The sequence below is a fragment of the Erwinia persicina genome (genome assembly GCF_014838825.1).
Classification (GTDB): Bacteria; Pseudomonadota; Gammaproteobacteria; order Enterobacterales; family Enterobacteriaceae; genus Erwinia; species Erwinia persicina_A.
The window spans coordinates 366,992-390,578 of sequence record NZ_JACYMO010000003.1; the positions used below are offsets into that span (position 1 = coordinate 366,992).

The window sequence follows — 23,587 nt, forward strand, 5'->3', positions numbered from 1 at the left end:
TTGCCCGGCCAGTGCGGGCGGGCAGGGCGATAATTTTACAGAGGACGCTTTTTATTGCGTGCCAGATTAAGGCATTCCACGGCCATGGAGAAGAACATAGCAAAGTAGATATAGCCTTTTGGAATGTGAATACTGAAACTTTCCAGCATCAGGGTGAAGCCGACCAGGATCAGGAACGCCAGCGCCAGCATTTTTACCGACGGATGACGGTCAACGAACTCACCGATAGCCCGGGCGGCAAACATCATCACCAGTACGGCAATCACCACGGCAGCCATCATGATAATCAGATGGTCGGAAAGACCGACGGCAGTGATCACTGAGTCCAGACTGAAGATGATATCCAGCACCATAATCTGCACGATGGCCCCGAAAAACGAATGCACTTTCGTCGTGTGTTCGCCACCTCCGCCCTCGATCGTTTCATGGATCTCCATGCTCGACTTCCAGAGCAGGAACAGCCCACCAAACAGCAGGATCAGATCACGGGCTGAGAAAGCGTGATCCATCAGGGTAAACAGCGGGTCGGTCAGACGAATAACCCAGGCAATAGAGGCCAGCAGACCAAGGCGCATTAACATGGCACCGGCCAGACCAATACGGCGGGCGGTATTTTGCTGATGCGCCGGCAGTTTGGCGACGACCAGCGAGAGGAAAATAATGTTATCTATCCCGAGAACAATCTCGAGGATCGTTAGCGTGCCCAGCGCGAGCCAGGCATTGGGATCGGCAATCCATTCAAACATGTTAAAAGCACACCTTAAACTTAAACGAAAGCTAAACGACGATTATACGCAAGGTTGACGACAGTGGGAAAATCTTTAGGGCAATTTCTTAAAGAAGAAAATGCCGGGCCAGCAGCGGTGCAGTGAAGGTTTTTTTCAGATAAAAGCCGCGTGGGAGCGTCATGATGGGCTGGCCATCACGACCGATGCCCTCCGTCAGCGCCTTGCTGTTAGCCGCCTTGGGGCGGATTTGCAGTACTTCTCCATGCCGTGCGGTGATCTGTTCGACCTGGCCTAAGACGATCATATCCATCAACTCTTCCCAGTCGCGCTGCAGGCGCTGTTCCTCGCTGGCGTCGGGGCTCCACAGCAGGGGAGCGCCCACATGACGTTGCGCCAGCGGGATGGCACGATCCCCTTCTACCGGGATCCACAGCACTCGCGTCAGTTTATGGCGTACGTGGCTGTTCTGCCAGGTGACGCCGCTGTTTCCGGTCAGCGGGGCGACGCAGACAAAGGTGGTTTCCAGCGGGCGGCCGGCGGCATCTACCGGGATGGTTTTTAGCTCAACGCCGATGCCGGCGAAGTCCTGCTCGGGTTTACTGCCTGCGCTGGCACCCAGATAACGTTCGAGCAGAAGCCCCACCCAGCCTTTGTCGCGCTTAAGATCGCGCGGCACGGGCAATAAGATCTGCTGAGCCAGTTCGCCGAGCGTATACCCGGCCAGCGCAGAGGCACGAGCCAGCAATTCTTCTTCATCCTGTGGAGGAGGAACGATGTGATACGGGTTAGTCATCATAAAGCCTGAGTTCTGTTCAAAAAATAGCCGCGTTTTGCCCACACAGGGAATCTGACTTACTCATCTGGGGAAAACACCAATAATAGCATGATAAACCATGTTTTTTTATTCCTTCATCCTCGCGAATTCACCCTGCTTCCCGTAGTTTTACCCGGGTTGCCACCGACAATGAACAGGATCACCGGGGTACTTATCCACAGAAAAGTGGGATAACTTCCCTTTTATAATAATACTGTTTCCATTTACAGCCTTGACGGCACGGTTTTTACCCCGTTTTGCGGTTTTCATGCCCAACTAATCGGCATATTCTGTGGATAACGTAGTAAGCGTTCGATCTTTCACCAGTTGACGATCCGGGCCAGATGACAAAGCGATGACAGCCGGGGGAAATGCTGTGATTAACGTCAAAACCTAATGATTAATATGGGTTTATTCTGAGTTTAAAAAACGGCGCTTTATCAGCGACAGAAAGTTTTCCCCATCTGTTAACAGAGTTCTGCACAAAGCTATCCACAGAAAACGTGAATAAGATCGCCTTTTTCTCCGGGTTTCTGTTTATAACTTTGTCAAAATGGACAAGTTATCCCAGCCTGGCGTCGTCACATCGCCTGAAACCAGTGGTTTACCGTCTGTAAGGAGTATGAAACAATCAGAACATCCAGTTTTAGTTTGAGGTAGTCCGGTGATCGATGATGATGGCTACCGCCCGAATGTTGGTATCGTAATTTGTAACAAGCAGGGACAGGTGCTGTGGGCCAGACGATTTGGTCAGCACTCCTGGCAGTTCCCCCAGGGCGGTATTAACCCGGGGGAAACGGCGGAGCAGGCGATGTACCGCGAACTTTTCGAGGAAGTCGGTTTGAACCGCAAGGATGTCCGCATCCTTGCATCTACCCGTAACTGGTTACGATATAAGTTGCCAAAACGTTTGGTGCGTTGGGACACAAAGCCGGTTTGTATCGGCCAAAAACAGAAGTGGTATCTTCTGCAGCTGATGTGCAATGACGCGGATATCAATATGCAAACCAGCAGTACCCCAGAGTTTGATGGCTGGCGGTGGGTGAGTTTCTGGTATCCGGTTCGCCAGGTGGTCTCTTTTAAGCGCGACGTGTACCGACGCGTGATGAAAGAGTTTGCCGGCGTGGTTATGCCCCTGCAGGAGAATACCGTACAACGGAATACGCCAGGTTTTCGACGGAAGAGAGGTTAAGCCACGTAGATTATGCTCACACAGCTACGCGAAATAGTTGAGAAAGTGGCGGCAGCGCCCCGGCTTACCGAGGCGCTGGATATTTTGGTTAACGAAATCTGTCTGGCGATGCAAACCGAAGTGTGTTCGGTCTACCTCGCGGATCACGATCGTCGCTGCTACTACCTGATGGCTACGCGTGGGCTAAAAAAGCCGCGTGGGCGCACCGTCGCCCTGGCCTTTGATGAAGGGATTGTCGGGCTGGTGGGTCGACTGGCCGAGCCGATCAACCTTGCTGATGCGCAGAGTCACCCCAGTTTCAAATACATTCCCTCCGTAAAGGAAGAGCGTTTTCGCTCCTTCCTTGGCGTGCCGATTATCAGCCGCCGCCAGCTGCTTGGCGTGCTGGTGGTTCAGCAGCGTGAGCACCGTCAGTTTGACGAAAGTGAAGAGTCATTTCTGGTTACGCTGGCCACACAGATGGCGGCTATCCTCTCTCAGTCCCAGCTGAATGCCCTGTTTGGTCAATACCGGCAAACCCGCATCCGCGCACTGGCGGCAGCGCCTGGCGTTGCCGTCGCCCAGGGCTGGGTCGACTCCAGTCAGCCTTCGCTGGAAAATGTGTTCGCGGCCTCGACTCTCGATACCGTCAGAGAGCGTGAGCGGCTGGCGCTGGCAATGAGCGAGGCTTCCAGTGAGTTCCGCCGCTACAGCAAGCGTTTCACCGCCAGCATGCACAAAGAGAGTGCGGCGATATTTGATCTCTACTCTCACCTGTTAACCGACGCCAGGCTGAAAAAAGACCTGCTGGCGGAAATCGACGCCGGTTCCGTCGCCGAGTGGGCGGTGAAAAAAGTCATCGAGAAGTTTGCCGCCCAGTTCGCCAGCCTGCAGGACAGCTACCTGCGTGAGCGCTCCGGCGACCTGCGCGTACTGGGGCAGCGGCTGCTGTTTCACCTTGATGACACCATGCAGGGCACCAATACCTGGCCGGAACGCTTTGTGCTGGTGGCCGATGAGCTGACGGCCACCACCCTGGCCGAGCTGCCGCGTGACCGCCTGGCGGGCGTGGTGGTGCGCGATGGCGCGGCTAACTCTCATGCGGCCATCATGGTGCGGGCAATGGGGATCCCTACGGTGATGGGGGCCGATATTCAGCCCGAGCTGATGAAAGGACGTCTGCTGATCGTTGACGGCTATCGTGGCGAACTGCTGGTTGACCCGGAACCGGTGCTGGTGCAGGAATACCAGCGTCTGATCAGTGAAGAGAATGAACTCAGCCTGCTGGCGGAAGATTTTGTCTTCCTGCCTGGCGCACTGAAAAGCGGTGAGCCGGTCAAGGTGATGCTGAACGCGGGCCTGAGTGCAGAACATGAACAGATGGTGGGTAACCGGGTAGACGGCGTAGGCCTGTACCGTACCGAAATCCCCTTTATGCTGCAAAACGGCTTCCCATCGGAAGAGGAGCAGGTGGCGCAGTATCAGGGCATGTTGCAGCTGTTCCTCGATAAGCCGGTTACCCTGCGTACGCTGGATGTCGGTGCGGATAAACAGCTGCCGTATATGCCGATCAGTGAAGAGAACCCGTGCCTGGGCTGGCGGGGGATCCGCCTGACGCTCGATCAGCCGGAAATTTTCCTCGTACAACTGCGGGCCATGCTGCGGGCCAACGTGGCCAGTAATAATCTTAATATCCTGCTGCCAATGATCACCAGCCTGGAAGAGATTGATGAGGCAAGACGGCTGATCGCCCGTGCCGCGCGCGAAGTGGAAGAGATGCTCGGTTACACCATTCCGCAGCCGCGCATTGGTGTGATGGTCGAAGTGCCATCCATGATCTTTATGATTAGTCAGCTCAAAGGCCGGGTAGACTTTGTCTCCGTCGGCACCAACGATTTGACGCAGTACCTGCTGGCGGTCGATCGTAATAATACCCGGGTGGCCAGCCTGTATGACAGCCTGCATCCCGCCATGCTGCGCGCGTTAAAAAGTATTGCAGAAGAGACACAGCGTGCGGGGATAGAGCTTTGTTTGTGCGGTGAAATGGCCGGTGACCCGATGTGCGTAGCGCTGCTGGTGGGAATGGGGTATCACCATCTGAGCATGAACGGCCGCAACGTAGCGCGGGTAAAATACCTGCTGAGTCATCTCGACCATGAAGAGGCGCAAACGCTGGCGCAACGCGGGCTGGAAGCGCAGTTTGCCACCGAGGTGCGCCATCAGGTGGCGTCCTTTATGGAACGGCGGGGATTAGGCGGGTTGATTCGCGGCGGCAGGTGAAAGGGGTTTCAGGGCCGTTTGGGTTGCCAGTTTTTTCCTGCTCAAGCGCCGCGTGCTTGTGTATTATCCGCACGTTCAGCTGGCCGGGACAAGACGGCTGGCTGCGGGAATTCCTGAATCGTCATCACTCCTGCTGTCTGCTTAACAAAGTTTACAGTTAGCTGAGAACGCAATAATTCGCATTATGCTATCATGCGCGCCTTATGCAGCCCCTCCTTGTGCGGCTGCCTGTCAGGACTGACTTTAACAATGGTGAAAGATGAATAACGGCTATCTGGCTTTCCCTCAATTTGATCCGGTGATTTTCTCCATCGGGCCGGTTTCTCTGCACTGGTACGGACTGATGTACCTCGTGGGTTTTGTCTTCGCGATGTGGCTGGCTGTGCGCCGTGCTAACAAACCGGGCAGCGGCTGGAAAAAAGAAGAGGTAGAGAACCTGCTGTACGCGGGCTTCCTCGGCGTCTTCCTGGGCGGACGTATCGGCTATGTCCTGTTCTATAACATGCCGCTGTTCCTCGACAATCCTCTCTATCTGTTCAAAGTCTGGGATGGCGGTATGTCATTCCACGGTGGCCTGATCGGGGTGATCGTGGTGATGATGATCTTCGCCTACCGCACCAAACGTCATTTCTTCCAGGTGGCTGATTTTATGGCACCGCTGATCCCGTTCGGTCTGGGCGCGGGTCGCCTCGGCAACTTTATTAACGGCGAACTGTGGGGACGGGTCGACCCGAACCTGCCGTGGGCGATGCTGTTCCCGGGCTCTCGTAGTGAAGATATCGCCCTGGTGGCGACTCACCCTGAGTGGCAGCAGCTGCTGTCGACTTACGGGGTACTACCGCGTCATCCTTCTCAGCTTTATGAGCTGATCCTTGAAGGCATCGTGCTGTTTATTATTCTCAACGTCTTCATTCGCAAATCCCGTCCCATGGGCGCGGTATCCGGGCTGTTCCTGATTGGTTACGGTGCGTTCCGTATTATCGTTGAGTTCTTCCGCCAGCCTGACCAGCAGCTTGGCCTGTTCAGCGGCATCAGCATGGGGCAGATCCTCTCTATCCCGATGATTGTGGCTGGCGTGGTTATGATGATTTGGGCGTATCGTCGTCGCCCGCAAACACAGGCTCGTGGGGAAAAATGAAACAGTATCTGGCGTTAATGCAGCACGTGCTCGAACAGGGCACGCCAAAAAACGATCGTACCGGTACCGGCACGCTGTCGATTTTTGGTCATCAGATGCGTTTCAACCTGCAGGACGGGTTCCCGCTGGTGACCACCAAGAAGTGCCATCTGCGTTCGATCATTCATGAACTGCTGTGGTTCCTGAATGGCGATACCAATATTGCTTACCTGAAAGAAAACAAGGTCTCGATCTGGGACGAATGGGCTGATGAGAATGGCGATCTTGGCCCGGTTTACGGCAAGCAGTGGCGCAGCTGGGGAACGCCTGATGGGGCACAGATTGACCAGCTGACAAAGGTGGTTGAACAGCTGAAATCCGATCCGGATTCGCGCCGGATTATTGTGTCAGCCTGGAATGTCGGTGAGCTGGATCAGATGGCGCTGGCACCCTGCCACGCGTTTTTCCAGTTCTACGTGGCTGACGGCAAGCTTTCCTGCCAGCTTTATCAGCGTTCGTGCGATATTTTCCTTGGCCTGCCGTTCAATATCGCCAGCTATGCGCTGCTGGTGCATATGATGGCGCAGCAGTGCGACCTGGAAGTGGGTGACTTTGTCTGGACCGGGGGAGACACTCATCTCTACAGCAACCACCTTGAACAGGCTCACCTGCAGCTGACGCGTGAACCGCGCGCGCTGCCGAAACTGATTATCAAGCGTAAACCGGCCTCCCTGTTTGACTATCGTTTCGACGATTTTGATATTGAAGGCTACGATCCGCATCCGGCGATTAAAGCACCGGTCGCGATCTGAGGCGTACCGCCCCCTTTCCCGGGGGCGGCACTGCCAGACGCGGTGATAAATTTCTGGTTAATCCCTTCCCTCCTGGAATCCCTCCCTCAACGTAAATGAATATGCCTGCAAGCGGGCAATCACTCTGCATGACGTCGCGCAATAACGCGAACAGGCGCTGGCCCCTGCGGGGTAAAAGCGCACAATGCCGTTCATGAAAAAGCGAAACCTTAACGGATTTACCCTGCTGGAAATGATGGTGGTGCTTACCCTGCTTGCCTTGCTCAGTCTGAGTGGCTGGGGCGGCTGGCAGCGCTGGCAGCAACGCCAGCAGCTCAACGACAGCGCGCAGCAGATCCAGCGTCTTTTACTCCGGCTGCGCAGTGATGCCAACTGGCATAATGTTGTCCATATCCTCTGGCTGAAGCCGGGGGCGCGCTGGTGTCTGGGGGCAGGACCGGTGAGGTGCGATCGTCCCCTGCGACATACCCTCCTGGCACCCCATTCCGCTATCAGCATCCGTTCAATCACCGAGGGTATGGGCTTCTATGGCCTGAATAATACAGCCCGTCCCGGCAGTATCGTTATTGCCAGTGAGGCCGGTGAGCGACGCATTATTGTATCTTCCCGCGGACGGGTGCGTATCTGCTGGCAGAACGAGGAGGCATGCCGGTGAAAACACAGGGGTTTACGCTGCTGGAAATGTTAATCGCTCTGGCTGTCAGCAGCCTCCTGATGCTGGGGGCGGCGCGAATGCTGCCGCAGCTGCAGACGCAAAGTCTGCGCTTGATGCTGCACGCCCGGTTGCACGAAGAGCTGCAGCAGATCATGCACACGCTGGAAAAAGCCGTGCGGCGGGCCGGCTACTGCCACGGGCACTGCCAGGGGGCCGGATTACAGGACACCCGGGGGGCCGACGGTTGCCTGCGGGTGCGCTGGGACGAAAACAGCAACGGCCAGTGGGAGGCCGCCGGGCATCACAACAGTGAGGTGTGGGGCTACCGTCTGCGGGCATCCAGCCTGGAAATGCAGCGCGGCATAGCGAACTGTCACGGTGGCGGCTGGGAGCGCCTGAACGACCCGCGAACAACCGGGATTGATGCGTTTCAGGTGATCCGCACCGGGCGTCAGGTGAAGATCATGCTGAGCGGCTATGTGCGCCGTTTTCCTGATATCAGGCTCGATCTTGAGCACTGGCTGACGGCGGAGAACCTCTGATGCCTCTGGCGACCCAGCGTGGCAGCGGAGCCCTCGTCGCGGTGATGATCGTTCTGCTGATGGGCACTCTGATGCTGCATGCTACACGGCGGCAGTTAAGCGATACTATGAGCCTGGTGGGGGATGAGCAGCGCTATTTCCAGCAATTTACCGGGGCGATGTCAGCACTTGCCTGGGGCGTACGCCTGCGCTGGCCCACCGCAGAACGCTGGCAGTGTCAGCATCAGGCGGAGTATCACTGGCGCGCCTGCATGCAGCCAGCGCTGCTGTTGCTCAGGGCCGACAGCGGACCGGGCACGCTGGCGCTCTGGCGCTGGGTCCGCCCGGGAGAGAAGGGCGCGATAGTGCCACAGCCCAACGGCTGGCTGGATTTTTGCCCGTTAGCCGGGGGGGAAGCCTGTGATGGTGAATAATCGCCTGCTTCAGCGCGGATCCAGTCTGATCGAGGTGCTGTTTGCCCTGCTGCTTTTCAGCCTCAGCTACACGGCCCTGATGCATTATCAGCTGGCGCTGGGGCAGGGATTTCAGCGGCAGTGGCAGCAGCGCGAAGCCTGGCGTAATGCCTTCCAGCGATTACAGGGGAAAGAGACCGCAGGCTGGCAGACACCACAACGCTCACGCAGCGGTCCCGGGGGCTGCCGGCTGCTCACGGCGAAAGCCATCAGCCCGGCAGGACCACAGGCTGAACTGACGCGACTGCACTGTGATGAACCGCGCTGACGGAACCGTGACATTTTCAAGCCGGGCGTAACGGGGTAAAGTAGCCTCCGGCGTTTTATTAAAGGGCATGTGAGTATGTTTACCGTTTACCATTCGAATCAGCTGGATCTGCTAAAGACGCTGGCGTGCTGGCAGATAGAGAATCAGCCGCTGGGCGATCCGCTGCGTTCTGAAGTGGTACTGGTACAAAGCCCGGGGATGGCGCAGTGGCTGCAAATGTCGCTGGCCGAAGAGTTTGGTATTGCGGCCAATATCGACTTTCCGCTGCCCGCCAGTTTTATCTGGGACATGTTTGTCAGGGTGTTGCCAGAAATCCCGAAAGAGAGCGCCTTTAATAAATCCAGCATGAGCTGGAAGCTGATGGCGATCCTGCCCGTCATGCTGCCGGGCGACGAGTTTGAAATGCTGCGGCACTATCTCAGCGATGACGACGACAGCCGTAAGCTGTTCCAGCTGGCCTCACGCGTGGCAGATCTCTTTGACCAGTATCTGGTTTACCGTCCGCACTGGTTAAACAGTTGGGAAAAAGGTCAGCTGATTGATGGCCTGGGCGAATCGCAGCGCTGGCAGGCCCCGCTGTGGGCTGCCCTGGTTGAGTATACCCATAAACTCGGCCAGCCAGAGTGGCACCGTGCCAATCTCTATCAGCGCTTTATCAGCAAGCTGGAGAACAGCCGTGAGCGACCGGCCAGCCTGCCAGACCGCGTGTTTATCTGCGGTATCTCCGCACTTCCCCCGGTCTATTTGCAGGCCCTGCAGGCGCTGGGCAGACACATTGATATTCACCTGCTGTTCACTAACCCCTGCCGCCACTACTGGGGCGACATTCAGGACTACGCTTTTCTTGCAAAACTGCAAAGTCGCCACCGGCGGCATTATCAGGATAACCGTGAAATTCCTCAGTTCCTCGACAGTGACTCCGCGTCCTCCCTCTTTAACGAGGGGGGAGAGCAGCAGCTGAGTAATCCGCTGCTGGCTTCCTGGGGCAAGCTGGGACGTGACAACCTGTATCTGCTGGCACAGATGGAACCCAACGAAGTCTTTGCCTTTGTTGATATTGAACCGGATAACCTGCTGCATACGCTGAAGCGCGATCTGCTGGAGCTGGAAGATCATGCAGCCATTGGCCTGAAGCAGAGCGACTGGTCCCACAGCCGCAGTAAGCGGGTGCTGGCACCGGACGACCGTTCGGTAGCTATCCACCTGTGCCACAGCCCGCAGCGTGAGGTGGAAGTATTACAGGATCGGCTGCTGGCGATGATGGCAGACGATCCCACGCTGACCGCCCGCGATATCATCGTGATGGTCGCCGATATTGATGCCTACACGCCGTTTATTCAGGCTGTCTTTGGCAACGCGCCAGCGGAGCGCGCGCTGCCGTTTGCGATTTCTGACCGTCGTGCCAGTCAGGCCCATCCGGCATTACAGGCGTTTATTTCGCTGCTCAGCCTGCCGGAAAGTCGCTTTACCGCTGAGGATGTGCTGGCGCTGCTGGAAGTTCCCGCTGTCGCCAGCCGGTTTGCGGTTGATGAAGAGGGCCTGCGTCTGCTGCGCCACTGGGTGGCAGAGTCCGGCGTACGCTGGGGGCTGGACGATGACAGCGTACGTGAGCTGGATCTGCCGGCGACGGGTCAGCACACCTGGCATTTCGGTCTGACGCGGATGCTGCTGGGCTACGCCATGAACAGTGATGCGGGCGACTGGCAGGGGATTTTGCCTTATGACGAATCCAGCGGGCTGATCGCGGAACTTGCCGGCAACCTCGCGGAGCTGCTGATGCAGCTGAATCGCTGGCGGCAGTGGCTGAGTGAACCCCGTATGCTTGAGGACTGGCTGCCGCTGTGCCGCCAGATGCTGGATGACTTCTTTACCAGTGACGCAGAAACAGAAGCGGCCCTGGCTCTGATTGAAGAGCAGTGGCAGCAGGCGATAACCTACGGCGTAGAGGCGGGCTATAAGCAGGCCGTGCCGCTCGCGCTGCTGCGTGATGACCTGTCATCGCGTCTGGATCAGCAGCGGATCAGCCAGCGTTTCCTCGCCGGCCCGGTTAACTTCTGTACGCTGATGCCAATGCGCTCTATTCCATTTAAAGTGGTCTGCCTGCTGGGGATGAACGACGGCGTCTATCCGCGCACGCTGCCTCCGCTGGGGTTTGATTTAATGAGCCAGCAGGCGCAGAAGGGGGATCGCAGCCGCCGTGACGATGACCGGTATCTGTTCCTGGAGGCACTTAATTCCGCGCAGCAGCAGCTTTATATCAGTTATATCGGTCGCTCAATTCAGGACAACACGGAGCGCTATCCGTCGGTACTGGTCAGTGAATTAGTGGAGTACATCAGTCAGAGCTTCTGTCTGGAACAGGATCGCGACCGGGATGTCGACAGCAGCGCCGATGCGGTGGTGAAGCATCTGCACCACCTGCACAGCCGGATGCCTTTCGCGGCCGAAAATTTCAGTACCGGCTATGAATTCCGCAGTTTTGCCGCCGAATGGCTGCCCGCGGCCAGCGCAAAAGGGACAGCCCATCCGCCGTTTATGCAGCCGTTACCGGATGAGCCATCAGACGCGCTGAGTTTTGATAAGCTGGTGCGTTTCTGGCGGCACCCGGTGCGGGCTTTCTTCAGCCTGCGTCTGGGGGTCAGCTTCCAGCTCGAAGAGACGGGGCTGCCCGATGCCGAACCGTTTTCCCTGCAGGGGTTGAGCCGCTATCAGGTGAACATGCAGCTGCTGAACAGCCTGATTGAGGGCAGTGAAAGCGAGCGTCTGTATGCCCGCCAGCGTGCTGCCGGGGCGTTACCCTACGGGGCCTTTGGTGAGCTGTTCTGGCAGGAGCAGGAGCAGGAAATGAGTGAACTGGCCGGGCGCGTGCGGGAGCGGCGGGCGGCGGCAGAAAGCTGGGAGATCCAGCTGGAGGTCGGCAACCTGGCCCTCAGCGGCTGGCTACCCCAGGTGCAGGACAGCGGTCTGCTGCGCTGGCGTCCGGGTATGCTTAATTTTAACGACGGGCTGACGCTGTGGCTTGAGCACCTGGTGTACTGCGCGCTGGGCGGAACCGGCAGCAGTATGATGTTGGGTCGTAAAGAGAGTGAGTGGCGCTTCGCCCCTCTGACTGCTGAGGACGCCATGCAGCACCTCAATCGTTATGTTGAAGGCTACCGGCAGGGCATGTGCGCGCCGCTGCTGTTGACCGCATCCGGTGGTGCCTGGCTAAGGGCCTGTTACGACGAAAAAACGGGCGTGCTGCTGCGCGATGACGCCACGCTGAAAAAAGCCCGTGTAAAACTGCTGCAGTGCTGGCAGGGAAATTATCAAATTGACGGGGAGGGCACTGACCCTTACCTGCAACGTCTGCTGCGCACGCTCGATAGCGTCAGTGAACAGGGGATGACCGCAGAGGCGGAACACTGGCTGTTCCCTCTGTTGCAGCACCATTGCCCGAATTAGGGCATGTTTTCAGGACATTCAGCGCTGCATCCTGTATGTTTTTATTGCGTTAAGCGCGCAGATTAATCCTGTGCGTTGGAATCTGTAAGCCGATATTTAACCGGCAGGAAGCCGGTGAATAATAGCCCGTTGAGGAGTTTGAATGCGTCGTTATGCAGTCTGGTTAGCTTGTTTTGTTTCTGTCACGCTGTTTGCCCCGCTGGTTCAGGCGCAGCAAGGCTGGCAGCCGATTACTGACACTATCCGAAAAAGTGAGAAGGACCCTCGCCAGTATCAGGCCATTACGTTAGATAACGGCATGACTGTGCTGCTGGTCTCTGACGCGCAGGCGACGAAATCGCTGGCGGCGCTGACACTCCCCGTGGGTTCACTGGAAAACCCCACCGAACAGCCCGGACTGGCCCACTACCTTGAACATATGGTGCTGATGGGATCGAAACGTTATCCGCAGCCGGATAACCTTGCCGAATTCCTGAAAAAGCACGGCGGCAGCCATAATGCCAGCACGGCGTCTTACCGCACGGCTTTCTACCTGGAGGTAGAAAACGATGCGCTGCAGCCTGCTGTCGATCGTCTGGCCGATGCCATTGCAGAACCACTGCTTGACCCGGTTAACGCTGACCGGGAACGCCATGCGGTCAACGCTGAACTGACAATGGCCCGTTCGCGTGATGGTCTGCGTATGTCGCAGGTGAACGCTGAGACGCTTAACCCGTTGCACCCCAGTTCGCATTTTGCTGGCGGTAACCTGGAGACTCTGAGCGATAAGCCAGGCAGCAACCTGCACGATGCGCTGAAAGCCTTTTATCATCGTTACTACTCTGCCAATTTAATGAAGGCGGTGATCTACAGTAATCAGCCGATGCCTGAGCTGGAAAAAATTGCTGCCGCGACGTTTGGCCGTGTGGAAAACCGGCAGGCGACGGTGCCGGATATCACCGTGCCGGTGGTGACTGACCAGCAGAAAGGCATCATTATTCACTACGTCCCCGCCCAGCCGCGCAAGCAGCTTAAAATCGAATTTCGTATTGATAACAACAGCGACAAATACCGCAGCAAAACGGACACACTGATCGGTTATCTGATCGGTAACCGCAGTAAAAATACGCTGTCAGACTGGCTGCAAAATCAGGGGCTGGCCGATTCAGTGAACGCCGGTGCCGACCCGATGATTGACCGCAACGGCGGTGTATTCGCCATCGCGATTTCCCTGACCGATAAAGGGCAGGCCAACCGTGATGAGGTGATCGCGGCGGTCTTCAGCTATCTGAAAACCCTGCGTACCCAGGGCATTGATAAACGTTACTTTGATGAAGTGTCGCACGTGCTGGATCTCGACTTCCGCTATCCGTCGATTACCCGTGACATGGACTATATCGAGTGGCTGGTGGATACCATGCTGCGTGTGCCGGTGGCCGATACCCTGGTTGCCCCGTATATCGCCGATCGCTTTGATCCCGCAGCGGTCAACGCGCGGCTGGACGCGATGACCCCACAGAATGCCCGTATCTGGTTCATCAGCCCGAAAGAGCCGCACAATAAAACCGCCTACTTTGTCGATGCGCCCTATCAGGTCGATCATATTTCCGCACAGCGCTTCAGCGACTGGCAGAAAGCCAGCGATAAAATTTCCCTGTCACTGCCGGAGCTTAACCCCTATATACCGGATGATTTCAGTCTGATTAAACCGGGTAAGCCTTATTCACGTCCGCAGGAGCTGGTGAATGAGAAAGGGTTGCGCGTGTTCTACATGCCCAGCCAGTATTATGCCAATGAACCGAAAGCGAACATCACGCTGGCACTGCGTAATAAAGCATCAATGAGCACGGCGCAGAATCAGGTGTTGTTTGCACTAAATGATTACCTGGCAGGGGTGGCTCTGGATGAGCTGAGCTCACAGGCCTCGGTGGGTGGCATCAGCTTCTCCACCGGTGAAGATGATGGCGTTTCCTTCAGCGCCAGTGGGTTTACTCAGCGCCTGCCGAAACTGATGGGCCAGCTGCTGGCCGGTTATGCCAGCTTTACGCCCACAGAGCAACAGCTGGAGCAGGCCAAGTCCTGGTACCTTGAGCGTCTTGACGCGGCCGAGAAGGGCAAAGCGTTTGAGTTGGCCATCCAGCCCGCACAGTTACTGTCACAGCTACCCTATACCCAACGCAGCGAACGCCGCAAGCTCCTGCCAGGCATCACGCTACAGCAGCTGCTTGACTACCGTAAAATGCTGCTGGAAAACGCCACGCCTGAGCTGATGGTGGTCGGCAATATGACTCCTGAGGCGGTACGCCAGCTGGCGAATGAGGTAAAACATCAGCTTAACTGTGAGGGCAGCGACTGGTGGCACAGCCAGCACGTTACAGTGGATAAAAAAGTGCTGGCTAACCTGCAACAGCCGGGAAGCAGCACCGACTCTGCGCTGGCTGCGGTGTATGTCCCCCTGGGCTTTACTGAATATCAGAGCATGGCCAGCAGTGCCATGCTAAGCCAGATCGTCCAGCCGTGGTTCTACAACCAGCTGCGCACCGAAGAGCAGCTCGGCTATGCGGTCTTCTCCTTCCAGATGCCGGTCGGCCGCCAGTGGGGGATCGGCTTCCTGCTGCAAAGCAACGTCAAGCAGCCTGCCTACCTGTTAAGCCGCTTTAAGGCGTTTTATCCGACGGCTGAAAAGCGTCTGCGTGAGATGAGCAAAGCGGATTTCGCCCAGTATCAGGCCGCGATGATCAATGAGCTCAGGCAGCGTCCGCAGACGCTGGATGAAGAAGCCGGGCGCTACACCAAAGATTTTGACCGTGAAAACTACCGTTTCGATACCCGTGAGAAAGTGATTGCCCAGGTTCAGGCGCTGACGCCGCAGGCTATCGCTGATTTCTTCCATCAGGCGGTAATGGCACCGACGGGACTGGCGCTGCTGTCGCAGGTATCGGGCAGCCACCACGGCAAGGCTGATTATGCCGCAGAGAAAGGGTTCACCACGTGGAAAGACCTCTCTACGCTGCAGCAGTCATTGCCGGTGAGCCAGGATAAGCCATGAACCCACGGGTACCTGAGCGGCTCGATCCGTTAACCCTGCCGCTGCAGGGCGAGCGCCTGATTGAGGCCTCGGCCGGGACCGGGAAAACCTTTACCATCGGGTTGCTTTATCTGCGCCTGTTGCTGGGGCTGGGCGGCGGCGAGGCCGCCTTCAGCCGCCCGCTGTCGGTGGAAGAGATCCTGGTGGTGACTTTTACCGAAGCCGCCACGGCGGAACTGCGCGGGCGTATCCGCGCCAATATTCACGAGCTGCGCATTGCCTGCGTGCGGGGCGAGAGTCAGAATCCGATGCTGGCGGCGTTGATGGCCGAAGTAACCGACTTATCCCGGGCGGCATCGATGCTGCTGGCGGCGGAACGACAGATGGATGAAGCCGGGATTTTTACCATTCACGGTTTCTGCCAGCGTATGCTCAACCTCAATGCCTTTGAATCAGGAATGCTGTTTGAGCAGGTGCTGATTGAGGACGAAACGCCGCTGCGCCGCCGGGCCACGGCGGACTTCTGGCGCAGACACTGTTATCCACTCCCGCTTCCTGTCGCCCGGGTGGTTCGCCAGCTCTGGGACGGACCGGAGCAGCTATTGAAAACGCTGTCGCCGTGGCTGGGAGGGGAAGCGCCGGCCTTGAAGTCGGCCCCGGCGCCCGATGAAACGCTGGAGCAGCGCCATGAAAAAATCATTGCGCAAATTGATGCACTGAAACAGGCGTGGCTGGCGGCGGGCGACCTGCTCTCGCTGGTCGAATCCTCTGGCGTGGACAAGCGTAGTTATAGTAGTAAGCACTTACCTAACTGGCTGGAGAAAATCACCCAGTGGGCGCAAACGGTGACGGAAGACTATGAGGTTATCAAAGACCTTGAGCGCTTCGGTCAGCGCGTGCTGTCAGAAAAAACGAAAAAAGGGGAGCCGCCCCGTCATGCGCTGTTTGACCAGATTGATGCGTTCCTGGCTCAACCGCTTTCGCTGCGCGACCTGGTGATTGCCCGCGCGCTGCACGAAGTGCGCTTTGTGACTCAGCAGGAGAAACGTCTGCACGCCCAGCTCGGCTTTGACGATCTGCTCGGGCGCTTCGATGCGGCGCTACAGCAGCCCGGCGGTGCGGCGCTGGCAATGGCCATCCGTCAGCGCTATCCGGTGGCGCTTATCGATGAGTTCCAGGACACCGATCCGCAGCAATACCGCATATTTCATACGCTGTATGCCGGACAGCCGGACTGCGCACTGCTGCTGATCGGCGACCCAAAACAGGCTATCTATGCTTTTCGTGGAGCAGATATCTTCACCTACATGAAAGCACGTGCAGAAGTTAGCGCCCACTATACGCTGGAGACTAACTGGCGCTCATCACCCGCGATGGTTGAAGGCGTTAATCAACTGTTTTTACACCAGCGCAACCCGTTCTTATTCAGCGATATTCCCTTTATCACCGTCAGCCCGGCAGAGCCTAACGCCAGCCTGAGCTTCAGCCTCGACGGGCAGGAACAACCGGCCCTGCAGTTCTGGCTACAGCCAGGCGATGGCGTGGGGGTAAGTGATTACCAACAGTTTATGGCACGCCAGTGTGCAGCGGAGATCCGCCGCTGGCTTACGGCGGGTCAGCAGGGTACCGCACTGATTGGTAAGGTGGGAAAACAGCAGCCGGTTCGTGCCTCCGATATCACTATCCTGGTGCGCAGCCGCAGCGAGGCGTCGGTGATGCGGGAGGCGCTGAAGGGTCTGGCGATCCCGTCGGTGTACCTCTCTAACCGCGACAGCGTCTTCACCACCCCGGAAGCCCGCGAGATGCTGTGGTTGCTGCAGGCGGTACTGGCACCTGAACAGGAGCGCACGCTGCGCAGCGCGCTGGCCAGCAGCCTGCTGGGCCTGGATGCGCGGGAGCTTGATGCGCTGAACCAGGATGAGCGCGCCTGGGATGCGCTGGTGGATGAGTTTGCTGACTACCGGCAGCGCTGGCTGAAGCGCGGCGTGCTGCCGATGCTGCGCGATCTGATGGTGAAACGACATATTGCCGAAAACCTGCTGGCCTCCGACAGTGGTGAACGCCGTCTGACGGACCTGCTACACCTGGGAGAACTGTTGCAGGAGGCGGCGGCGACTCTGGACAGTGAGCATGCGCTGGTGCGCTGGCTGGCCCAGCAGGTGGAGCAGCCGGATGGTCAGGTCAGTAATCAGCAGCTGCGCCTCGAAAGCGACCGTCACCTGGTGCAGATTGTCACCATCCATAAATCGAAAGGCTTGCAGTATCCGCTGGTGTGGCTGCCGTTTGTTGCCAACTTCCGTGAAGCGGAAAATGGTGTCTATCACGACCGCCAGACGTTTGAAGCGCTGCTCGACCTGCAACAGGGGGAAGAGAGCGTGGCGCTGGCCGGGGAGGAGAGGCTGGCGGAGGATCTGCGTCTGCTTTACGTGGCGCTGACCCGCTCAGTCTTCCACTGTAGCGTCGGCATTGCGCCGTTGATCAAAGGTACCCGCAAAAAAGAGGGTAACAGCGACCTGCACCGCAGTGCGCTGGGCTATCTTGTCCAGCAGGGTGAACCTGCGGATGCCGCTGGTCTGAGGGCAGCGTTGCTGACGCTGCAAAGCGCAGCGACAGCGATTGTCATTCCGCAGGAGCCTGACGATACGCCGTGGCAGCCGGAACGTGAAGATCCGCAGGTACTGAGCAGCCAGCAATTGCGGCGTTCACTGCGCGACGACTGGCGCGTCACCAGTTATTCCGGCCTGCAACAGCATGGTCATGCCCCGGCACTGGATTTGCTGCCGCGCCTGGACGTGGATGCGGTGGGAGAAGCCAGTGATGAGCGGGGGCCACAGCTGACGCCGCACAGTTTCCCACGCGGAGCGGCACCGGGCACGTTCCTGCACGGTTTGTTTGAAACGCTGGAATTTACCGCTCCGCTGGAGGACGACTGGCTGGCGCGGCATCTGAGTGGGCAGGGGCTTGACGAGGCCTGGTTCCCGGTGATGCGCGACTGGGTTGAGCGCATCCTGCATACCCCCCTGAATGAGAGTGGTGTCAGCCTGCGTCTTCTGACACCGGACGTCAGGCGGGTCGAACTTCAGTTTTATCTGCCGATCTCACGCCTGCTCACCGCCGATGCGCTGGATAAGGTGGTGCGCCAGGATCCGCTCTCTGCGGGCTGTCCACCGCTGGACTTTTATCAGGTGCAGGGCATGCTGAAAGGTTTTATCGACCTGGTCTTCTGCTGGCAGGGGAAATATTACCTGCTGGACTACAAATCTAACTGGCTGGGTGAGGACAGTAGCGCCTACACCCAGGAAGCGATGGCGCAGGCAATGCGGTCGCATCGTTACGACCTGCAGTATCAGCTTTATACCCTGGCATTGCATCGCTACCTGCGCCATCGTCTGGCCGACTATGACTACGAACGCCATTTTGGTGGCGTCATTTATCTGTTCCTGCGTGGCCTGGACGGCACGGAGGGCAGCAACGGGATATACAGCACGCGGCCACAGGCAGATTTTGTCACTGCTCTGGACCAGCTGTTTGCAAACGACGCGGAGCCCGCATGACGCTAATGGAAGGGTTACAGCAGGCACAGCGCCTGCGGCTGCTGCGTCCGCTTGACGTACAGTTTGCGCAGATGGTAGCGACGGCACAGCAGCCAGCGCTGATGCTGGCTGCCGCGCTGGTCAGCCGCGATGCGGGGGAAGGGCATGTCTGCCTGCCGCTCGATCAGCTTCACCCGGAGGCCTTTTTTGCCGGGCGTCATCCAGAGCTGGCGCAGGCCTTATGGCAGGCTGCCGGCACACCCCAGGACTGGTCAGCCTGTCTGCTGGCGCAACATGCTGTCAGTGACGGGCAGTCAGCCACACCGCTGGTGCTGTATCAGCAGCGCCTGTATCTGCACCGGATGTGGCAGAGCGAAGGCGAGGTCGCGGAGTTTGTGCAGCGCCGGCAGCAGACCGTGACGCTGGATGAAGTACCGATGCGCCAGACGCTGGATCGTTATTTTGGCCAACAGCCTGATGACTGGCAGAAGATTGCCGCTGCGGTGGCGCTAACCTGCCAGGTGTCGGTGATTTCCGGCGGACCGGGCACCGGGAAAACCACCACGGTGGCCAAACTCCTTGCCAGCCTGATCGAACTGTCAGCCAGTGCGCCGCGCATTGAACTGGCAGCACCCACCGGAAAAGCTGCGGCCAGGCTGACAGAGTCGCTGGGTAAAACTCTGCAGGAACTGCAGCTTGATGAAGCGATCCTGAGTCGTTTCCCCGGCGAAGCCACCACGCTGCACCGCCTGCTCGGTGCGCTGCCGGGCAGCCAGCGGATGCGTTATCACCGGGGCAACCCGCTGCATCTTGATGTGCTGGTCGTGGATGAAGCTTCCATGGTCGATCTGCCGATGCTGGCCAACCTGATTGCGGCCCTGCCCCCGCAGGCGCGGATAATTTTTCTCGGTGACCGCGATCAGCTGGCCTCGGTGGAAGCCGGTGCCGTGTTGGGAGATATCTGCCGCTGCGCCGAACTGGGCTACAGTCCGGAGCGTGCCGCGCAACTGACAAGGCTGACCGGATGCGAGGTGGCCGGACGTGAAGACACCCGTGCCTCTGCGGTACGCGATACAATTTGCCTGTTGCGCAAAAGTTATCGCTTCACCGAGTCATCAGGTATTGGCCAGCTGGCGCTGGCGGTCAATGCCGGCGAGGTGAAGCGAGTGGAACAGGTATTTCAGGGGGCGTTCAGCGATATCCGGCGGCATGCGTTAAGCAGCAGCGACGATTATCAGCAACTGCTGAATGACTGTGTGGCGGGCTATCGTGGCTATCTCAAGCTGCTGGCGGCTGGTGCCGCTCCGGCGGAGATTCTGGCCGAATTCGGTCGTTTCCAGCTCCTGTGTGCCCTGCGAGAGGGGCCGTTTGGCGTCGCCGGGCTGAATGACCGTATTGAGCAGTCGCTGCGCCAGGCGGGACTGATCCGCCGTAACATGGCGGTCAATGGAAAATGGTTTGCCGGACGTCCCGTCATGATCGCGCGTAACGATCGGGCGCTTGGCCTGTTTAACGGCGATATCGGCATTGCAATGCCGGACAGCGAGCAGCAGTTGAAAGTGTACTTCCCGCTGCCGGACGGCACGATCAAAGCGGTACAGCCCAGCCGCCTGCCGCCACATGACAGTGCGTGGGCAATGACGGTCCACAAGTCTCAGGGATCGGAGTTTGAACATACGCTGATGGTGCTGCCGAATCAGGTCATGCCGGTGCTGACGCGTGAGCTGGTGTATACCGCCATCACGCGTGCCAAACGGCAGCTAACGCTGTACGCCGATAACGGCGTGTTTAACGCCGCAGTGAAGATGCGCACGCAAAGGCGCAGCGGGCTGGTCGATCGTTTAACGAGGGTGTAGGGACGGCGTGGGGATCCTGCCGGGGCGACCAGAACAGACGGTCACCCCGGGAAGCTGATCGCACTGTGCGCGATTAACTCTGCCGTGTATGTGCGTTGGCTTCCCGCAGGTCGACCATCAGCACTTTGGAACGGCGCTGATAGTTGTACATCTGTTTTTTGCTTTCCGGCAGCAGTTCAATATCTACCGGCACAAAGCCGCGTTCCTGGAACCAGTGAATACTGCGGGTGGTCAGCACAAACAGTTTTTTCAACCCCATCTGCCGCGCCTGTAACGCTACGCGCTCCAGCAGTGCCTCGCCGCGTGCCGAACTGCGGTAATCCGGGTGGACTGCCACGCAGGCCATTTCACCAATCTGCTCTTCGGGGAACGGATAGAGCGCAGCGCAGCCGATGGTCAGGTTATCGCGTTCAACAATCGTAAACTTATCGATTTCCATTTCCAGCTGCTCGCGTGAGCGACGCACCAGAATGCCCTGCTGCTCCAGCGGGCGGATCAGTTCCAGGATGCCACCAATATCGTTAATCGTGGCACGGCGGATCTGCTCGGCGCTCTCCATCACAATCTGCGTACCGATACCGTCGCGTGAGAACAGCTCCTGTAACAGCGCGCCGTCTTCCTGATAGCTGATCAGATGACTGCGGCGAACGCCACTGCGGCAGGCTTTAACGGCACCGCGCAGAAAACGCACCGTGCCGGAATGATAATCATCACTGGTTTCCAGTTCTTCGATGCGCTGCTGCGCTTCGTTTGGAAACAGTTCGGACACGATGTCACCTTCGCTGTTTATCACCCCCTGCTCAGAGCAGAAGCCAATCATCTTTTCAGCTTTCAGCTTGATCGCCAGCTGCGTTGCCACCTCTTCCGAGGTCAGGTTGAAACTCTCCCCGGTCACCGAGACGGCAACCGGCCCCATCAGCACGATGGCTCCGCTGTCCAGCTGGCGATGGATCGCCTCTTCATCAATACGACGGATGCGGCCGCTGTGACAGTAGTCTACGCCGTCATCCACGCCCAGCGGCTGCGCAATGATAAAGTTACCGCTCACCACATTAATATGCGCACCCTGCAGCGGCGTATTGTTCAGGCTCATCGACAGGCGGGCCGTGATATCGAGCTGCAAACGGCCAGCTGCCTGCTTTACCAGCTCCAGGGAAGGCGCATCCGTGACGCGGGTGTGCTTATGATAGAGAGGGGCCAGATTGCGCTCTGCAAGACTGGCGTCAATCTGTGGCCGTGCGCCGTAAACCACAACCAGGCGGATGCCCAGGCTGTGCAGCAGGCCAATATCGTTAACGATGCTTGAGAAGTTCTCATGCTCGATGGCTTCCCCACCCAGCATAATGACAAACGTTTTACCACGGTGGGCGTTGATATAGGGAACGGTATGACGAAATCCCTGAACCAGCTCGGTACTACGTTCCTTCACGGCAAATCCTCTTTGAATTATTATTCGATAAAAGTGTATTTTTATTCTTTTATCGGGTCAGGTGCAAGCCCCATTTATCCTTACTTATCACCCGCTACCGTATTTCCTGGTGGCTAATGCCCTGCATTTATTCGCTTTTTTGGGGTGACACTGCCGGGTGGATTCGTTAAAGTTTTTGCAAAATTTATCTTATTGGCTTTTTATTAGACACATCACAGCATCAGGAGCGGCATGACCGATTCAACTTCTCTTAACCGGCGGCGGTTAATACAGGGAGCAGGGGCAGCCTGCTTACTCAGCTTCAGCCGTATCGGCTTCGCCGCCAGCAGTCACGTACTGGCTATCCGTCTCTGGCCTTCTTCTACCTACTCACGCCTGACCATTGAGTCAAATACCGCGCTTAAATATAAGCAGTTTGCCCTGAGCAATCCCGAGCGGGTCGTGGTGGATATCGAAAACATCCGGCTAAATGCCGTTCTGAATCGCGTGGGAAATCTGGTGCGATCGGACGACCCTTATATCAAAAATGCCCGCGTCGGCCAGTTTACCCCCAACACCGTCAGGCTGGTGCTGGAACTGAAGCAGAATGTCGCCCCACGCATCTTCACGCTGGCCCCGGTGGCCGGGATCAATAACCGCCTGGTGCTGGATCTCTATCCGGCCATGTCGCAGAAGTACACGGATGATCCGCTGCTGGCATTGCTGGAAGATTACAATCAGGGGGAGCTGGAGCGCAGCCAGCCCGCCGATGCGGCTTTACCGGGTAAGGCCGGCAGGGACAGGCCCATCGTCATTATGATCGACCCCGGCCACGGAGGCGAAGACTCCGGGGCCGTAGGTAAACATAAGACCCGCGAGAAGGATGTGGTGCTGAAGATTGGTCGCCGTCTGAAGGCGCTGATCGACAAGCAGCCGAATATGCGCGCCTATATGACGCGTAATGAAGATGTGTTTATTCCACTGAAAGTGCGGGTGGCTAAGGCGCGGAAGCAGCGGGCCGACCTGTTCGTCTCTATTCACGCGGACGCGTTTACCAGCCGTGCGGCGCGCGGATCGTCGGTGTTTGCGCTGTCGACGAAAGGGGCCACCAGTACCGCTGCCCGTTTTCTGGCAAAGACGCAGAATGAGTCGGATCTGATTGGGGGCGTCAGTATGAGCGGCGACCGTTACCTGGACCACACCATGTTCGATATGGTGCAAAGCCTGACGATCAATGACAGCCTTAAGTTCGGGAAAGAGGTGCTGTCACGGATGGGAAAAATTAATCATCTGCATAAACGCACCGTGGACCAGGCGGGCTTCGCGGTACTGAAAGCACCGGATATTCCGTCGATTCTGGTGGAAACCGCCTTTATCAGTAACATTGAAGAAGAGCGTAAGCTGCGCACTACGCGTTTTCAGCATCAGGTGGCGGATTCGATTCTGGCCGGGATTAAAGCCTACTTTGCCAGCGGCGCACCATTGGCCCCGCATAAATAG

General features: G+C 57.7%; 16 protein-coding genes. 13 read left to right on the forward strand and 3 right to left on the reverse strand.

Annotated elements, in window-relative coordinates:
* Positions 1-35: 35 nt before the first annotated feature.
* Together IFU29_RS10840 and mutH are read right to left on the reverse strand one after the other, a co-directional pair.
* On the reverse strand, positions 36-746 hold the full coding sequence (locus IFU29_RS10840) for a TerC family protein (RefSeq protein WP_191933937.1): 711 nt from the start codon (positions 744-746) through the stop codon (positions 36-38).
* A gap of 88 nt (positions 747-834) precedes the next feature.
* Positions 835-1,521, reverse strand: a complete 687-nt coding sequence (mutH, locus tag IFU29_RS10845) for a DNA mismatch repair endonuclease MutH (RefSeq protein WP_191934058.1) — start codon at positions 1,519-1,521, stop codon at positions 835-837.
* 685 nt (positions 1,522-2,206) lie between these two features.
* On the opposite strand from mutH, the gene rppH reads away from it, so the two are divergent.
* From rppH to recD, 12 genes are all read left to right on the forward strand, one after another.
* Complete coding sequence (rppH, locus tag IFU29_RS10850; protein WP_156286951.1) at positions 2,207-2,734, forward strand: RNA pyrophosphohydrolase; 528 nt, start codon at positions 2,207-2,209, stop codon at positions 2,732-2,734.
* 12 nt (positions 2,735-2,746) lie between these two features.
* Complete coding sequence (gene ptsP / locus IFU29_RS10855) at positions 2,747-4,993, forward strand: phosphoenolpyruvate--protein phosphotransferase (RefSeq protein ID WP_191933938.1); 2,247 nt, start codon at positions 2,747-2,749, stop codon at positions 4,991-4,993.
* 259 nt (positions 4,994-5,252) lie between these two features.
* Complete coding sequence (lgt, locus tag IFU29_RS10860) at positions 5,253-6,131, forward strand: prolipoprotein diacylglyceryl transferase (protein WP_191933939.1); 879 nt, start codon at positions 5,253-5,255, stop codon at positions 6,129-6,131.
* Positions 6,128-6,922 (forward strand): thymidylate synthase, encoded by a 795-nt coding sequence (gene thyA / locus IFU29_RS10865; RefSeq protein ID WP_191933940.1) that lies wholly within the window; start codon positions 6,128-6,130, stop codon positions 6,920-6,922. The genes lgt and thyA overlap by 4 nt, the downstream gene beginning before the upstream one ends.
* A 193-nt stretch (positions 6,923-7,115) precedes the next feature.
* Positions 7,116-7,577, forward strand: a complete 462-nt coding sequence (locus IFU29_RS10870) for a prepilin peptidase-dependent protein (protein ID WP_191933941.1) — start codon at positions 7,116-7,118, stop codon at positions 7,575-7,577.
* Complete coding sequence (locus IFU29_RS10875) at positions 7,568-8,119, forward strand: prepilin peptidase-dependent protein (protein ID WP_191933942.1); 552 nt, start codon at positions 7,568-7,570, stop codon at positions 8,117-8,119. The genes IFU29_RS10870 and IFU29_RS10875 overlap by 10 nt, the downstream gene beginning before the upstream one ends.
* The gene (locus IFU29_RS10880; protein WP_191933943.1) at positions 8,119-8,532 is read left to right on the forward strand and encodes a DUF2509 family protein; all 414 of its coding nucleotides are present in this window, start codon (positions 8,119-8,121) and stop codon (positions 8,530-8,532) included. Before IFU29_RS10875 ends, IFU29_RS10880 begins: the two co-directional genes overlap by 1 nt.
* Entirely contained in the window at positions 8,522-8,839 is a 318-nt protein-coding gene (locus tag IFU29_RS10885; RefSeq protein WP_191933944.1) for a prepilin-type N-terminal cleavage/methylation domain-containing protein, read from the forward strand. Before IFU29_RS10880 ends, IFU29_RS10885 begins: the two co-directional genes overlap by 11 nt.
* 75 nt (positions 8,840-8,914) lie before the next feature.
* Positions 8,915-12,283 (forward strand): exodeoxyribonuclease V subunit gamma, encoded by a 3,369-nt coding sequence (gene recC / locus IFU29_RS10890; RefSeq protein ID WP_191933945.1) that lies wholly within the window; start codon positions 8,915-8,917, stop codon positions 12,281-12,283.
* 142 nt (positions 12,284-12,425) lie between these two features.
* Entirely contained in the window at positions 12,426-15,311 is a 2,886-nt protein-coding gene (gene ptrA / locus IFU29_RS10895; RefSeq protein ID WP_191933946.1) for a pitrilysin, read from the forward strand.
* On the forward strand, positions 15,308-18,844 hold the full coding sequence (gene recB, locus IFU29_RS10900; RefSeq protein WP_191933947.1) for an exodeoxyribonuclease V subunit beta: 3,537 nt from the start codon (positions 15,308-15,310) through the stop codon (positions 18,842-18,844). The genes ptrA and recB overlap by 4 nt, the downstream gene beginning before the upstream one ends.
* The gene (gene recD / locus IFU29_RS10905; RefSeq protein ID WP_191933948.1) at positions 18,841-20,679 is read left to right on the forward strand and encodes an exodeoxyribonuclease V subunit alpha; all 1,839 of its coding nucleotides are present in this window, start codon (positions 18,841-18,843) and stop codon (positions 20,677-20,679) included. The genes recB and recD overlap by 4 nt, the downstream gene beginning before the upstream one ends.
* A gap of 73 nt (positions 20,680-20,752) precedes the next feature.
* Here the strand turns inward: recD and argA are convergent, their stop codons facing one another.
* A complete protein-coding gene (gene argA, locus IFU29_RS10910; protein WP_191933949.1) occupies positions 20,753-22,108 on the reverse strand; it encodes an amino-acid N-acetyltransferase in 1,356 nt (451 codons plus the stop codon).
* Positions 22,109-22,339: 231 nt separating this feature from the next.
* Here argA and amiC point away from each other — a divergent pair, with 231 nt between their 5' ends.
* Positions 22,340-23,587 (forward strand): N-acetylmuramoyl-L-alanine amidase AmiC, encoded by a 1,248-nt coding sequence (amiC, locus tag IFU29_RS10915; RefSeq protein WP_062744241.1) that lies wholly within the window; start codon positions 22,340-22,342, stop codon positions 23,585-23,587.